The following is a 14,912-nucleotide window of genomic DNA, read 5'->3' as shown; positions in this document are numbered from 1 at the left end:
TAAAAGGGTGTATTATAAGCGTATATTATTATTCGTATTATAATTAGTACAATATGAAAATCGCAATTGTAAAGGAGAGAATGAAATGAACAAAAAAATGAAGACAATGGATGGTAATACAGCTGCTGCATATATCTCATATGCATTTACTGATGTTGCTGCAATCTATCCGATCACACCATCATCCCCAATGGCAGAAGCTGTTGATGCCATGGCTGCTAAGGGTGCTAAGAATCTTTTTGGTCAAAAAGTTAATGTAATCGAAATGCAATCTGAAGCAGGTGCTGCAGGAACTGTCCATGGTTCCTTACAGGCAGGGGCTTTAACAACAACATATACTGCATCACAGGGGCTTTTGCTGATGATTCCTAATATGTACAAAATTGCCGGTGAGCTTTTACCTGGAGTTTTTCATGTGAGTGCCCGTTCACTAGCCACTTCATCTCTCAATATATTTGGCGATCATCAGGACGTTATGGCAGTACGCCAAACGGGTTGTGCTATGCTCGCTGAAAGCAGTGTCCAGCAAGTTATGGATTTGAGTGCTGTTGCCCATTTGGTGGCTATAAAGGGACATGTACCTTTCGTAAACTTCTTTGACGGATTCCGCACTTCTCACGAAATTCAAAAAATTGAAACAATAGATTATAATGATTTAGGGAAATTACTTGATTGGGATGCAGTAGCAGCATTTCGTCATCATGCTTTAAATCCGGATCATCCCGTAGTTCGCGGCACTAATCAAAACCCTGATGTATATTTCCAGGAAAGAGAAGCTGTAAATAAATATTATGAAGCTATTCCTGAATTAGTTGAAGAAAGTATGCAGCAGCTCTCCAAAATAACTGGTCGGGACTATCATTTATTCAATTATCATGGTGCTCCCGATGCAGAACGCATCATAATTGCTATGGGTTCAGTATGCGAAACTGCTTCTGAAGCCGTTGATTATTTGAATTCACTGGGCGAAAAAACCGGCGTACTTACCGTTCATCTTTATCGTCCTTTCTCAATAAAGCATTTTCTGTCGGCTCTTCCTAAAACAGTAAAGAAAATTGCTGTAATTGATCGTACTAAAGAACCTGGTTCATATGGTGAACCATTATATCTTGATGTCAAGACAGCACTTTATGACAGTGATATCTCTCCGTTAATTGTCGGCGGACGTTATGGTCTCGGCGGTAAAGACGTAACACCCGATCATATTCTTTCTGTGTACGAAGAACTGAAAAAAGATTCTCCGAAAAATGGATTTACTTTAAGTATTGATGATGATGTAACCCATACATCCTTAACAAAATATCCGCAGGATCTTGACTTTACACCAGAAGGAACTACTGCTTGTAAATTCTGGGGATTAGGCTCAGATGGTACTGTCGGTGCCAATAAAAGTGCTGTAAAAATTATCGGTGACAATACCGACATGTATGCACAGGCTTATTTTGCTTATGATTCCAAAAAATCCGGCGGTGTCACGATGTCCCATTTGCGCTTTGGCAAACTGCCTATTCGTTCTCCTTATTTAATCAATAAAGCCAACTTTATTTCCTGCTCACAAGAATCCTATGTGCATAAGTATGACCTTCTTGCAGGTTTAAAACCAGGTGGCACGTTCTTATTGAATACTCACTGGACGGAAGAAGAACTGTCCAAAAATCTACCGGCTTATATGAAACGCTATTTAGCAAAAAATAAAATCAATTTTTATGTTGTCAATGCCGTAAAAATTGCCCAGGAATTAGGGTTAGGCGGTCGTTTCAATATGGTAATGCAATCAGCTTTCTTTAAACTTACCAACATTATTCCTATCGAAAAAGCCGTAGGGTATTTAAAAGATTCCATTGTAAAATCATATGGTAAGAAAGGCCAGAATATTGTCGATATGAACAACGGTGCCGTCGATAAGGGTATCGAAGCCGTTGTCAAAATAAATGTTCCCGCTAATTGGGCTAATATTCCTGATGAAGTCAAAGAAGAAAAATCAGTACCGGCTTTCATTAAGGATATACTCGTTCCTATGAATCGTCAGGAAGGTGATAAACTCCCTGTAAGCGCATTTACTAAAGGTATGCAGGATGGTACTTTCCCTGTTGGAACTGCTGCTTACGAAAAACGCGGTATTGCCATAAATGTTCCTGAATGGATTGCTGATAACTGTATTCAATGTAATCAATGCTCTTTTGTCTGTCCGCATGCAGTCATTCGTCCTGTCTTATTAACTGAAGAAGAAAAAAACAATGCTCCGACAGGAATGCAGTTCAAACCAGCCATCGGTGCTAAGGATATGTATTTCAGCATTGTTATTTCGCCTTATGATTGCAGTGGCTGTGGTAATTGTTCACAGATTTGTCCGGCACCTAAAGCCAAGGCTTTGGAAATGAAACCTTTCGATACTCAGGCACCTAAACAACCAATCTTCGATTACGCATTCGATCCGAAAAAAGTCGCACCGAAAAAGAATCCAATGAATAAGAATACTCTTAAAGGAAGCCAATTTGAAAAGCCATTACTTGAGTTCTCCGGTGCCTGCGCTGGCTGCGGTGAAACACCATATGTAAAACTCATTACACAGCTGTATGGTGATCGCATGATGATTGCCAATGCTACTGGCTGTTCCTCGATTTGGGGTTCTGCTGCTCCTTCTATGCCATACACAACCAATCAAAAAGGCCACGGTCCTGCTTGGGCTAATTCTTTATTTGAAGATAATGCTGAATATGGTTTTGGCATGTACCTCGGTGCCAAAGCTGTAAGAAACACTTTAGCGTCTGATGTTAAGTCTGCCATAGAACAAGGTGTGAGCACTGAATTAAAATCAGTCATGGAAACATGGCTTGACAAACTTGATGAAGGTGAAGGCAGCAGAGATCGTGCTGACTCTCTTATCAGTGTATTGGAAAATGAAAAGGACAATGACGCTCTTTTGAATAAAATCTTTGATCAAAAAGATTTTCTGGTCAAACGTTCACAATGGATTTTTGGCGGTGACGGCTGGGCTTATGATATCGGTTATGGCGGACTTGACCATGTATTGGCTTCCGGTGAAGATGTCAACGTACTGGTCATGGATACTGAAGTATACTCAAACACCGGCGGACAATCTTCCAAGGCTACACCGACAGCTGCAGTTGCAGAATTTGCCGCAACTGGGAAAAAGACAAAGAAAAAAGATCTCGGCATGATGGCTATGTCCTATGGTTATGTTTATGTGGCTCAAATTAATATGGGCGCCGACAAAAATCAAACACTAAAAGCTATTGTTGAAGCTGAAAGTTATAAAGGACCATCTCTTATAATCGCCTATGCACCATGTATAAACCATGGTATCAAAATTGGCATGGGTAAGAGTCAGATTGAAGCCAAACGTGCAACTGAAGCAGGTTACTGGGCTAATTACCGTTACAATCCTAACATGCGGGATACTGAAAAAAATCCGTTCAGTTTAGATTCTAAGGAACCTACTGCCAACTTCCGCGATTTTCTTATGGGTGAAGTTCGTTACAATTCCTTAAAACGTGCTTTCCCTGAAACAGCTGACTTGTTATTTGAAAAAACGGAAAAAGACGCAAAGGAACGCTTGGCAATATATAAAAAATTAGCAGGAAAATAACTTTTTTCCAGCAAATCTATTTTTGTTTAGAATATAATTTTCAATCGGCTGTTGCAGAAATTGATTCAACCTCTGCGACAGCCGATTTTTTACAATATAATTAATAAAAAATACGAAATATCAATTTGATTGAGGGGCTGTCGCATGAACAGCATTGACCTCATAAAGATGCAATCCACTATCACTACGCGGTCCCCTACCCTCCTAAAGGCGGACCAAAAGAACAAATATTGCATATTTATGAATGAAAATGGCTATGTGTGACACCCCCTTTTTTATTTAACAGAATTTTTAAATCAATAATAAATCACATTTAATCAAGTCCGACATATTTTTAATTTGATACCTGCCGGCAAAACAATTATCTACAGCTGCATTTTATCATAAAAACTGCCACCCATAAGTTAAATTACAATTAACTTATGGGTGGCAGTTCATCATGTGAGATCATCTTGTTCTATTAAAGTGTTAAAGTAAATCATATCTTTTCAACGTCGACAGTGCCGCATGCTGTTCAGCTTCCTTTTTACTGCTGCCTCTGCCAATTTCTTCTTGTTTTCCATCTATGATGGCAACAAAACAAAATTGTTTGGCATGATCCGGCCCATCTTCCGAAACCAATCTATATTCAATATGCTTTCCCTTACTTTGAACAACTTCTTGTAAGATTGTTTTATAATCCTTAAGATTATATCCTTGTTCAACAGCTATAAAATCATCGTGTAATTTATCAATAATATAATCATATGCAATCTGCCAGCCTTGATCCAAATATATGGCACCGATTATTGACTCAAAAGCATCAGCCAAAATCGATGGCCGCTTATCACCGCCAGTCAAACGTTCTCCCTTACCCAATAAAAGAAAAGAACCTACATTCAATTGTGCCGATAAATTTGACAAGGTAGCCTCACAAACAACCGAAGCACGGGCTTTGGTCATTTCACCTTCAGCCATTTGAGGAAATCTTTTAAATAGATATGTGCTTGATGCCAGCTCAAGTACTGCATCTCCTAAAAACTCCAGACGTTCGTTATGTTTAATACCGGATCTGGTTTCATTGGCATAGGAAGTATGCGTCAATGCGGTATTAAGCAATCCTAAATCAGTAAATTTAACACCCAGTTCATTTGCCAATTTTAATAATTCAGCTTCACGTTCTTTGGAAAAATTCATTATAAACCCTGACTTACTTAAATTTCTTTACAAGAATCGCTGCATTATGTCCGCCAAATCCTAAAGAATCTGAAATAGCAGCATTAATTACTCTTTTTCTGGCCACATTAGGCACATAATCCAGATCCAATTCCTCATCGGGTGTATCTAAATTAATCGTCGGCGGCATAATGTCGTTTTTAACTGTCAAAACAGTAGCAATGCACTCTATGCCACCAGCAGCGCCTAAAAGATGTCCTATCATCGATTTTATTGAACTTATAGACAATTCATAGGCATGTTTTCCAAAAGCTTTTTTAATTGCTTTTGTTTCTGTCTTTTCATTAAGCTGTGTCGATGTACCATGTGCATTTATATAATCCACATCTTCCAAATTAAGCCCGGCATCTTTTACAGCCATAGAAAAACATCTGGCCGGTTGTACTGCATCAGGATCCGGACTGGTTATATGATATGCATCAGATGTTGATGCGTATCCGGCAATTTCAGCATAAATAGACGCCCCGCGTTTTTTTGCATGTTCCAAACTTTCCAAAATAACAACGCCCGCACCTTCACCCATTACAAAACCACTGCGATTTTTGTCAAAAGGCCGTGACGCTTTTGCAGGATTATCGTTCATATCGGTGCATAATGCCTTCATCGAGGCAAATCCGGCTACAGGTAAAGGTGATATACACGCTTCTGTGCCACCGGCAACCATCACATCAGCTTCACCACGCTGTATTGTGCGCATTGCATCACCAATTGCATTGGTTCCCGTAGCACAAGCCGTAATTGGACAGGAACTCGGTCCTTTAAGTCCAAAATTAATAGACGTCTGGCCTGTAGCCATATTGGCAATCATCATTGGCACGCAGAAAGGACTTACCCTGTTTGGTCCCTTAGCCAAAATGACCCTGTATTGTTCATCCATAGTTTCAATGCCGCCAATACCGGTTCCAATAAATACGCCAATACGTTCCCGATCCTCTTTTGTCAGATCGACTTGTGCATCTTCAAACGCCAGTTTAGTGGCAGTAATAGCAAATTGTGTATATCTATCCATACGTCTTGATTCTTTTTTATCGATAAAATCAGATGCTGTAAAATCATCTATTTCTGCAGCAATCTGTGTTTTAAAATCACTGGCATCAAAATGGGTAATTTTACCAATACCCGATTTGCCGGCCAGAAGTCCCTTCCAAAATTCATCTTTGCCGATACCTATAGGTGTGACTGCACCTAAGCCGGTAACAACTACTCTGTTCGTCAAAATAATAGTACACCTCACCTTTAATTTACCATAGCAGCCTCGTGTTTCAGCCGCGCAAATATTTCCCTTACTGGTAATATCTCCTGTATTTTATGGATATATTCACCTGCAAAAACCAATCCTGTCTCAACATCTCCTTGTTGAGCTCTTTCCAATGCCTTTATAATACAAAAATTATGCCGGCAATTTTTTAGGCAATTATCACAAGTTCTTATCGGGACAGGTCCCTGCATTATTCTTTCAGAAAAGGGATTGCGTACAGCACGGCCTGGTAATCCAACCGGGCTGTGAATTACTACAATATCATCAGGCTCGGATTTTAAATAAAATTCTTTCAAAGCCGGTGCTGCATTTGACTCTTCACTTGCAGCAAACCGAGACCCCATTTGGACTCCATTTGCGCCCATCTTTATAAAATTAACAATATCTTGTCCTGTAAGCACTCCACCGGCTGCAACTATAGGTAAACTGACTGCCTGGCGAATCTCTGGAATCAATTTCTTGATTGAAATTGTCGTCCCTAAATGCCCACCGGCTTCTTTACCTTCTACCACAATAGCAGATGCACCAAGATTTTGAGAAATTTTCGCCAATTTAGCGGAAGATACAATTGGAACTATCGGCGTGCCCGATTCCTTACCTATCCCAAACATATCACGGGAAAAACCTGCTCCGGCCACAACCAGATCAATACCTTCCTTAATAGCAGTCTTCATTAATTCACTAAACTTTTTAGCAGCAACCATTATATTGACACCAATAATACCCGATGTTAAGGAACGGGCCAAGCGAATTTCATACCGTAATTCGTCATTTGTCATACCGGACGCAGCGATTAAGCCAATACCGCCTTCATTTGCTACTGCAGCAGCAAGACGTGCAGTAGACAATCTTATTGCCATACCGCCTTGAATAACCGGTACTCTTGCGATCTTATCGCCAATCTTTAATTCCGGAAGCTTCAAAATAACTCCTCCCATCAATTTTCGCCTATATAAGTTTAGGAAGCTTAAAAAGCTTCCTAAACTCATACTGATGATCTTATTTAGCCTGATCTATATAGGTTACAACATCTTGAACGGTTTTAATCTTTTCAGCAGCTTCATCAGGAATTTCGATACCGAATTCTTCTTCAAAAGCCATGATTAATTCAACAATATCAAGTGAATCAGCGCCTAAATCGTCAATGAACGTGGAGTCGATTTTAACATCATTTGCTTCAACGCCTAATTGTTCTACGACAATATCTTTAACTTTTTCAAATGTCGACATGTGTTGTTCACCTCCCTCCATAAAATCAATACTTATGCCTTTTCACAGTTTCACATCACCATTCCGCCATCAACATTTATGACCTGTCCTGTTATGTAATCGGCCCTGCCGGAAACCAGAAACAGCACAGCATCGGCAACATCCTCAGGCGAACCCATTTTCTTTAATGGAATTCCATTGAGTATATTTTCTCTTGCCTTATCAGAAAGCACCGCTGTCATATCTGTAGAAATAAAACCGGGTGCTACTGCATTCACTGTAATACCGCGTGCAGCCAGTTCACGTGCCAATGACTTTGTAAAACCAATAACACCTGCCTTTGCTGCCGCATAATTAGCTTGTCCAATATTGCCGGTCAAACCAACGACAGAAGCCATATTTACAATCTTCCCGGCACGTTTTTTCATCATCAGTTTAGCTGCCGGTTTACAGCAGTTAAACACACCTGACAGATTAGTATTTATAACCGCTGTCCAATCTTGCTGCTTCATACGCGCCACTATTGTATCTTTAGTAATACCGGCATTATTTATCAAGATGTCAATTGTACCATACTCAGCAATTACTTTTTTAATCATCGCATCTACAGCAGCTGCATCTGAAACATCAGCTTTAATTATAATCGCCCTGCCGCCATTTTTAATTATTTCAGAGTGCACGGCTTCTGCCGCCGCAGCATTTCCCGCATAATTAACAGCTACAGCTGCCCCTGCAGCCGACAATGATAAAGCTATTGCACGACCAATACCTCGTGATGCGCCTGTGATCAATGCCACCTTGCCATCTAAGAGCATTTTAGCGAACCTCCTGTAAATAATCAAGCGTTTTTTGCAGAGAGTCCATATTTTCTACATTAAGTGATGTTATAGTTTTATCAATCCGGCGGTTAAAACCACATAAAACTTTTCCCGGACCTGCTTCAACAAAAGTCTGTATACCGGCCTTTTGCATCGTCTGGATACAATCTTCCCATTTTACCGGACTGGCTGCCTGCTTAATAAGGCTTTCTTTTATATCGTCCGCTTTTATCAAAGCTTTCCCTGTGACGTTGGTTACTACCGGTATCTGAGCGTCTTTTATCATTATTTTATCCAATTCCACCGCTAATTTTTTGGCGGCCGGTTCCATAAGCTTGCTATGAAAAGGCGCGCTTACCGGTAAGTTTACACATTTTTTCGCACCTGTCTGCTTAAGTGTCTCAACAGCTGTGTTAACACCTGCAGTAGTTCCTGCAATTACCACCTGCCCTGGGCAATTAAAATTGACCGCCTGAACCAAAGATGTATTCTTAGTAACTTGATCACAAACAGCAATTATTTTATCCCGATCCAACCCGATAACCGCAGCCATACCGCCCTCTCCGACAGGGACAGCTTCCTGCATATAAGTTCCGCGTCTGTTTACCAAATATACGGCATCAGAAAATTTCATGGCACCGGCGACAACTAAAGCTGAATACTCTCCCAGACTATGACCGCCCGTAATTTCCGGTATAATACCATGTTCCTTTAAAATAGCTGCAGCAATAACGCTGATAGTGAGTATCGCCGGTTGTGTATTAGCCGTCAGTTTCAAATCTTCCGCCGGCCCATTAAAACACATATCCATGATCGAATAACCTAATGCATCATCGGCTTCCTTAAACATTTTTTTAGCAATAGCATAGTTATCAAAAAATTCTTTTCCCATTCCAACTGTCTGAGAACCCTGACCAGGAAAAATAAACGCAAGTTTACTCATAACAAATTATCTCCCTTACCAAACTTAAATCTTACTCAAAATATAATAAGATCCTTATTTATAATTTATCTTTACATGATTTACCGTTGCATCCACTTGTGAAACTATATCTTCAAGTATCTGCTTTACTGGTTTTATCTCAGTAAGCATACCACTGATTTGTCCAATCATTACGGAGCCATTTTCGACATCGCCCTTATGTGTAGCCAGATTCAATTTACCAGCACCTAATTCTTCAAGTTCGGCTACACTTGCGCCACCTTTTTCCAATTCTTGGAATTTACGTGTAAGCCTATTGGATAAGACACGTACCGGATGGCCCGTACTTCTGCCAGTTACTACTGTAGATCTATCTCTTGCCTTTAAAACCATTTTTTTGTAATTTTCATGGGCAATACATTCAGTAGAAAGCACAAAACGCGTTCCCATCTGTACACCAACTGCACCAAGTGCAAAAGCAGCTATCATGCCGCGTGCATCTCCTATACCGCCGGCAGCAATTACCGGTACGTCAACAGCATCAACAATCTGCGGAACCAGCGACATTGTAGTTATCTCACCGATATGTCCGCCACTTTCAAGTCCCTCTGCCACTACAGCATCCACGCCTGTCCTGACAAGCCTTTTGGCTAATGCCACAGATGCCACGACCGGAATGACCTTACTGCCAATTTCTTTCAACGCCGGTATGTATTCTCCAGGATTACCCGCTCCTGTCGTGATAACAGGTACTTTTTCGTCCAATACTACCTGCATTACTTCTTTGACAAAGGGCGACATCAGCATGATATTGACACCAAACGGTTTTTGTGTCCATTTTTTTGTTTTCTGAATTTCAATTCTCAGCAGATCCGGCGGCATGTGACCTGCACCGATTATGCCCAATCCTCCCGCATTAGAAACAGCAGAAGCCAGCTCTGCTGTACCAATCCATGCCATGCCGCCTTGAAATATCGGATACTTTATATTAAGCAATTTACACAAACGGTTACTTTCAAACATACTATTCCTCCCTAGACCATTTCATGATGCATGATGCCCACGTGAGACCAGCGCCAAACCCGACCAAAGCCAATACATCGCCTTTTTTTAATAGTTTACTATGCGCAGCCTCAGCTAATGCTATCGGTACAGAAGCCGCTGAAGTATTGCCATATTTATCTATGTTTACAATGATTTTTTCCATTGGTACTGCCAGACGTTTAGCCCCGGTTTTTATAATGCGTATATTAGCCTGGTGGGGAACAAGCCAATCTATATCCTTTTTTTGCAAATCCGCCTTTTCCAAAGACTTCAAAATAGTTTCGCCGAAAATCTTTACTGAAAAGCGGAATACTTCCCTGCCGTTCATTCTTAAATAATGAAGTTTATTCTCAACTGTCTCAATAGAAGCCGGGCAGCGGCTGCCACCGGCAGGTATGTCCAGATAATCACCGCCGGCACCGTCTGCACCGAGATCAAATCCTAAAATACCGTATTCTCCATCCACAGCGCCATAGACAGCAGCACCAGCTCCGTCACCAAATATAACACAAGTGTTCCTGTCCTGCCAATTTATGAAACGTGATAATGTTTCCGCTCCTATTACCAATATTTTCTTATATACGCCGCTTTCAATAAATTGGGCAGCTACAGATGAGGCATAAATAAATCCGGAACAAGCCGCTGTCAAATCAAAAGCTGCCGCATGTGCAGCACCAAGCATATTTTGCAGCATACAAGCCGTTGAAGGAATTATCCGATCTGATGAGATGGTCGCTACTATTATCAAATCAAGCTCATCCGGAGTAATCCCGGCATCCTCCAGAGCCATCTTTGCTGCATTAAATGCCATATCGGACGTAGCCATCGTTTTCCCAGCTATTCGCCGTTCATGTATCCCAGTTCTTTCAACTATCCATTCATCACTTGTGTCGACCATTTTTTCCAAATCAAAATTTGTCAGCTTTTCATCTGGCAAATAAAATCCTGTGCCGAATATACCAGCTCTATTTTTCTTTATCATCAATCGGCATTTCCTCTTTTTGTATGTTTTCCCGTATGCGGTTTACGACATCCTGCTTAACATATTCACATGCCACACCAATCGCACTTTTAATTGCCTTTGCATTGGAACTGCCATGCGCTATTATATAACATCCATCGACTCCCAATAAAGGAGCCCCACCGTATTCGGCATAATCTATTTTACGAGCGAACTTTTTCAGCGTTGGTGAAAGCAATAATGCCCCTATTTTCGCCATAATTCCGCCCTTTATAATTGTTTCACGCATTAATCTCAATAATGTCTTGGCCAATCCCTCAGCAAACTTAAGAACCACATTACCGACAAAACCGTCACAAACTACAACATCAAATCGGCCATTAGTAATATCACGGCCCTCAGCATTACCCCTAAAATTAATAGTCTTCATATTCTGCAGCAATGGGTATGTGCCTTGAACCTGTTCATTTCCCTTAGTCGACTCTTCACCAATATTTAAAAGTCCAACCCGCGGTTTTTTTATCCCAAAAACACATTCAGAATAAATTGATCCCATGATTGCACCCTGTACAAGATGCTTGGGTTTGCAGTCGACATTGGCACCAGAATCCATAAGCAGTGTCACACTGTGCCCGGTAGGAATTGGTGTAGCTATTGTCGGTCTGTCAATTCCAACTATGCGGCCCAATACAAAAAGTGCCGACGTAACAGCAGCTCCTGTACTGCCGGCAGAAATTGCCGCATCACACTCACCGCTTTTTACCAATTGTGCCGTTACCACCAAAGACGAATCTTTCTTTTTGCGTACGGCAGCGACCGGATGTTCACCCATCTCTATTACTTCAGTAGCATGATGTACTGAAATTTTTAATTGATTCCAATCAGAAACTTTATTTAATTGTTCATATATTTGTTTTTGATCTCCGACAAGCACTATTTCACAATCAAAACTCCGGGCAGCATCAATCGCGCCAGCGATTATTTGTTCCGGGGCATAATCTCCGCCCATTGCGTCCAGCGCTATTTTCATGTTTAGCCTCCCTATGGCTTGCTAAAGTATAATATAAATGATTCTTATTCATTCGTTTTGTTATTATACTGGCTTTAAAATAAAATAGCAAGTAGAAACTTAATAAAAAGATTGATAATATCCCTTTATTCCTTATAGACAAAGCCTTCGGGCAAAATCTGCACGACAGTGATAATAATAAGTTTATGCAGTATTACTGTTTTTTATTGTATATAAATATATACTTAATAAACAGCATCTGTATGATATCGAGTATACAAGCTAAAATCTGTAAGACAACAAAATATTCCTTAAATAAAATAATGAGCAAGATATAAAGTTATACCTTGCTCATGAAGATTATTATTCCGCAGAAATGACTTCCTTGCCATCATAATAACCGCATTCTGTACAAACATGATGCGGCATTTTAGGTTCATGGCACTGCGGGCATGATACTAAAGTTGGAGCTTCTAACTTCCAATTAGCACGGCGCTTATCACGGCGGGCTTTAGACATTTTACGCTTTGGTACTGCCATTAAAAACACCTCCTTAAAAATCCCAAATCAATGGATTTTCTTTTCCAATAGTTTTCCCAATACCGTTAAACGAGTATCTGCAGCTGCATCATCACAGTTGCACTCGCTCTTATTCAGATTCGTTCCACATTTGAGACACAAGCCTTTACAATCCGGTTTACAAAGGTTATTTATCGGTTGCTCTGCAACTACAATATCACGCACCAACTTTGTAATGTCAATAAAATCTCCCGAAAAAATATTCACATCCGGTTCATTTACAGACATCTTTTCCTTATAAACCTCTTTAAAAGCATGGACTTGTTTTTCTGTGACCTCTTCTAAACAACGATCACAGATAAAATGCTTGTCACATTCTATCGTGCCTTTAAAGCAATAGGATATACCAGTGTTTTCAACTGTACCACTCACTTTTAATGTGCCATTGATACGATAATCTTCAATAGGAAAATCAAATTTGTCAGCAGCTGCAGAAAAAGCAAATTTGTATCTTTTCCCATTAGCATTGTTTACATCGGATAATTTTATTTTCATCATAAGACAATAACCTCAACTCATTATAGCTGGCACTATATATTTTGTCAAATTGCTTTTAAAAAAATTTTATACTGCGTATTTTAACAACTTTAAGCCTATATTATAATAGATATACATAAAAAAATCACATCCATCAATTATAAACTCAAAAGGAGCTGTATAAATGAAAATATTTGCCGTCGTCGCTGAATTTAATCCATTTCATAATGGTCATAAATATTTACTGGATAAAGTAAGAATGCTCTACCCCGACGCCGTATTTGTCGCAGTAATGAGCGGCAGTTTCACGCAGCGCGGTGAAACTGCTATTTTTAACAAGTGGCAGCGGGCAAAACTGGCTGTCTTAGGCGGAGTCGACCTGATTATCGAATTGCCTGCAGTTTTCGCTCTGCGCAGTGCCGAAGGATTTGCTAACGGAGCCATCAGTTTGTTTGATAAGCTTGGTTGTGCAGATATGCTCTGCTGTGGCAGTGAAAATAATGATACCGAAATATTGACAACGGCCGCCAATATTTTAAACAATACATTAACAACATCCGTACTGCGGGAAAAAATAAAAAAAGGCCTCAATTATGCAGCTGCCGTTGATGAGATACTCACTGAACAATTACCCCAGAAAACCTTTTCATTAAAAGAACCCAACATGATTTTGACAATAGAATATCTGCGAGCCATAAAAAAATTAAATGCTAATTTAAATACGGTCATAATTAAAAGAACACATACACATCATAATGATACTGTATTTGCCGGTGAATTTTCAAGTGCCTCCGCCTTACGCAAACTGCTAAAAAATGATAAAGACCATTTCAGTAAAATCAAACAGTCCATACCGGCTGCCTGTTATCATTATCTAAGAAATATCAATCAATCAGACAGTATTTCTTCTACTGATAAATTGTCACGTATCATCATCGGTAAACTTCGTTCTGAATCATTAAATGAACTTCGCCAATTCAGTGGTGTAAATAATGGTCTGGACTTTAAAATATTACAAGCCGCCAGTCATTCCGACAATCTGAATACACTTATTGATAATATAAAGAGCAAAAATTTTCATCGCAGCCGTCTGCAGCGCACGTTGCTACACATACTGCTTAATATTACCAAAAATGATTTATATGAATTTGACCAAACCGGACCGACTTATGCACGCATATTAGCTTTTAACAACAACGGCCGCGTAATTTTACGACACCTAAAAAACACCTCTTCCATTCCAATTATTCTAAAAACGACTAATTCTATCTCACAAAAACAATTTTGGCAGCGTTCTAAGCTGACACCTATGCAAAAAATGCTTGCCTATGATATATTATCCTGTGACATTCATGCACTCAGCTATGCTCATATCCATCCCTCAGGCAGTGATTTTTTCACTTCGCCTATATATATTCCCTAACAAAAAGACTGTATTTCCAAATAATCTGCCAAGGAAACACAGTCTTTTATTATTACCCATACCATTCACTCATCTTCAACAGCTATTTCTTCATATGCTTTAACCGCAATATCAAATTCCTCATCACTTGGTGAAAAATATTCATCCTCGCCTGCCGGATTTACTACTATCTTGGCAATAGTGATATTTTCATCATCATCTATTTCAAATTCATCATCTGTTTTTATGAAACGCAGTAAAGCATATCTATTCCCATCTGCAAAAAATTGCATTTCTTCATAAAAATAATGCTTTCTGCCTGTCTCATCAAGCATTTCAATTATATTGTCATCGACATCATCATCAATTTGCCCTGCCAATGGATTTATATATTTATCGTTCATTTCG

At 39.8% G+C, this 14,912-nt stretch carries 14 protein-coding genes; 2 read left to right on the top strand and 12 right to left on the bottom strand.

Annotation, left to right across the window (positions count from 1 at the left end):
• Nucleotides 1-85 precede the first annotated feature (85 nt).
• Nucleotides 86-3,610, top strand: a complete 3,525-nt coding sequence (nifJ, locus tag I6751_RS03975; protein ID WP_196591783.1) for a pyruvate:ferredoxin (flavodoxin) oxidoreductase — start codon at nt 86-88, stop codon at nt 3,608-3,610.
• 468 nt (nt 3,611-4,078) lie between these two features.
• Here nifJ and rnc read toward each other — a convergent pair whose 3' ends face one another.
• The 11 genes from rnc to I6751_RS03920 form a co-directional block, all read right to left on the bottom strand.
• Nucleotides 4,079-4,786: a ribonuclease III gene (gene rnc / locus I6751_RS03970; protein ID WP_196591782.1), complete on the bottom strand. Its 708-nt coding sequence runs from the start codon at nt 4,784-4,786 to the stop codon at nt 4,079-4,081.
• Between the two features lie 13 nt (nt 4,787-4,799).
• Nucleotides 4,800-6,041 (bottom strand): beta-ketoacyl-ACP synthase II, encoded by a 1,242-nt coding sequence (fabF, locus tag I6751_RS03965; protein ID WP_196591781.1) that lies wholly within the window; start codon nt 6,039-6,041, stop codon nt 4,800-4,802.
• A gap of 20 nt (nt 6,042-6,061) precedes the next feature.
• On the bottom strand, nt 6,062-7,006 hold the full coding sequence (locus tag I6751_RS03960) for an NAD(P)H-dependent flavin oxidoreductase (protein WP_182188402.1): 945 nt from the start codon (nt 7,004-7,006) through the stop codon (nt 6,062-6,064).
• 76 nt (nt 7,007-7,082) lie between these two features.
• On the bottom strand, nt 7,083-7,313 hold the full coding sequence (locus I6751_RS03955) for an acyl carrier protein (protein WP_196591780.1): 231 nt from the start codon (nt 7,311-7,313) through the stop codon (nt 7,083-7,085).
• Between the two features lie 50 nt (nt 7,314-7,363).
• Complete coding sequence (gene fabG, locus I6751_RS03950) at nt 7,364-8,107, bottom strand: 3-oxoacyl-[acyl-carrier-protein] reductase (RefSeq protein WP_196591779.1); 744 nt, start codon at nt 8,105-8,107, stop codon at nt 7,364-7,366.
• A 1-nt stretch (nt 8,108) separates the two neighbouring features.
• On the bottom strand, nt 8,109-9,053 hold the full coding sequence (gene fabD / locus I6751_RS03945) for an ACP S-malonyltransferase (protein ID WP_196591778.1): 945 nt from the start codon (nt 9,051-9,053) through the stop codon (nt 8,109-8,111).
• Nucleotides 9,054-9,107: 54 nt separating this feature from the next.
• Complete coding sequence (gene fabK, locus I6751_RS03940; RefSeq protein WP_196591777.1) at nt 9,108-10,055, bottom strand: enoyl-[acyl-carrier-protein] reductase FabK; 948 nt, start codon at nt 10,053-10,055, stop codon at nt 9,108-9,110.
• 1 nt (nt 10,056) lies between these two features.
• Nucleotides 10,057-11,055: a beta-ketoacyl-ACP synthase III gene (locus tag I6751_RS03935; RefSeq protein WP_330998634.1), complete on the bottom strand. Its 999-nt coding sequence runs from the start codon at nt 11,053-11,055 to the stop codon at nt 10,057-10,059.
• A complete protein-coding gene (plsX, locus tag I6751_RS03930) occupies nt 11,042-12,067 on the bottom strand; it encodes a phosphate acyltransferase PlsX (RefSeq protein ID WP_196591776.1) in 1,026 nt (341 codons plus the stop codon). The genes I6751_RS03935 and plsX overlap by 14 nt, the downstream gene beginning before the upstream one ends.
• A 342-nt stretch (nt 12,068-12,409) precedes the next feature.
• Complete coding sequence (gene rpmF / locus I6751_RS03925) at nt 12,410-12,586, bottom strand: 50S ribosomal protein L32 (RefSeq protein WP_182188395.1); 177 nt, start codon at nt 12,584-12,586, stop codon at nt 12,410-12,412.
• Nucleotides 12,587-12,613: 27 nt separating this feature from the next.
• Complete coding sequence (locus I6751_RS03920; protein ID WP_196591775.1) at nt 12,614-13,123, bottom strand: YceD family protein; 510 nt, start codon at nt 13,121-13,123, stop codon at nt 12,614-12,616.
• A gap of 163 nt (nt 13,124-13,286) precedes the next feature.
• Between I6751_RS03920 and I6751_RS03915 the strand changes: the two genes are divergently transcribed.
• Entirely contained in the window at nt 13,287-14,525 is a 1,239-nt protein-coding gene (locus I6751_RS03915; RefSeq protein WP_196591774.1) for a nucleotidyltransferase, read from the top strand.
• Nucleotides 14,526-14,590: 65 nt separating this feature from the next.
• Here the strand turns inward: I6751_RS03915 and I6751_RS03910 are convergent, their stop codons facing one another.
• Nucleotides 14,591-14,908, bottom strand: coding sequence for a DUF1292 domain-containing protein (locus tag I6751_RS03910; protein WP_196591773.1), 318 nt, complete (start codon nt 14,906-14,908; stop codon nt 14,591-14,593).
• Nucleotides 14,909-14,912: the final 4 nt, after the last annotated feature.

It is taken from the genome of Pectinatus frisingensis (genome assembly GCF_015732285.1).
GTDB lineage: Bacteria > Bacillota > Negativicutes > Selenomonadales > Selenomonadaceae > Pectinatus > Pectinatus frisingensis.
The sequence above is the reverse complement of the archived record's forward strand: the minus strand, read 5'-3'. Positions and strand labels throughout refer to the sequence as shown.

Coding starts and splice junctions, on each gene's coding strand:
- nifJ (WP_196591783.1), top strand. CDS start 86: ATGAACAAAAAAATGAAGACAATGGATGGTAATACAGCTGCTGCATAT.
- rnc (WP_196591782.1), bottom strand. CDS start 4,786: ATGAATTTTTCCAAAGAACGTGAAGCTGAATTATTAAAATTGGCAAAT.
- I6751_RS03955 (WP_196591780.1), bottom strand. CDS start 7,313: ATGTCGACATTTGAAAAAGTTAAAGATATTGTCGTAGAACAATTAGGC.
- fabG (WP_196591779.1), bottom strand. CDS start 8,107: ATGCTCTTAGATGGCAAGGTGGCATTGATCACAGGCGCATCACGAGGT.
- fabD (WP_196591778.1), bottom strand. CDS start 9,053: ATGAGTAAACTTGCGTTTATTTTTCCTGGTCAGGGTTCTCAGACAGTT.
- fabK (WP_196591777.1), bottom strand. CDS start 10,055: ATGTTTGAAAGTAACCGTTTGTGTAAATTGCTTAATATAAAGTATCCG.
- plsX (WP_196591776.1), bottom strand. CDS start 12,067: ATGAAAATAGCGCTGGACGCAATGGGCGGAGATTATGCCCCGGAACAA.
- rpmF (WP_182188395.1), bottom strand. CDS start 12,586: ATGGCAGTACCAAAGCGTAAAATGTCTAAAGCCCGCCGTGATAAGCGC.
- I6751_RS03920 (WP_196591775.1), bottom strand. CDS start 13,123: ATGATGAAAATAAAATTATCCGATGTAAACAATGCTAATGGGAAAAGA.
- I6751_RS03915 (WP_196591774.1), top strand. CDS start 13,287: ATGAAAATATTTGCCGTCGTCGCTGAATTTAATCCATTTCATAATGGT.
- I6751_RS03910 (WP_196591773.1), bottom strand. CDS start 14,908: ATGAACGATAAATATATAAATCCATTGGCAGGGCAAATTGATGATGAT.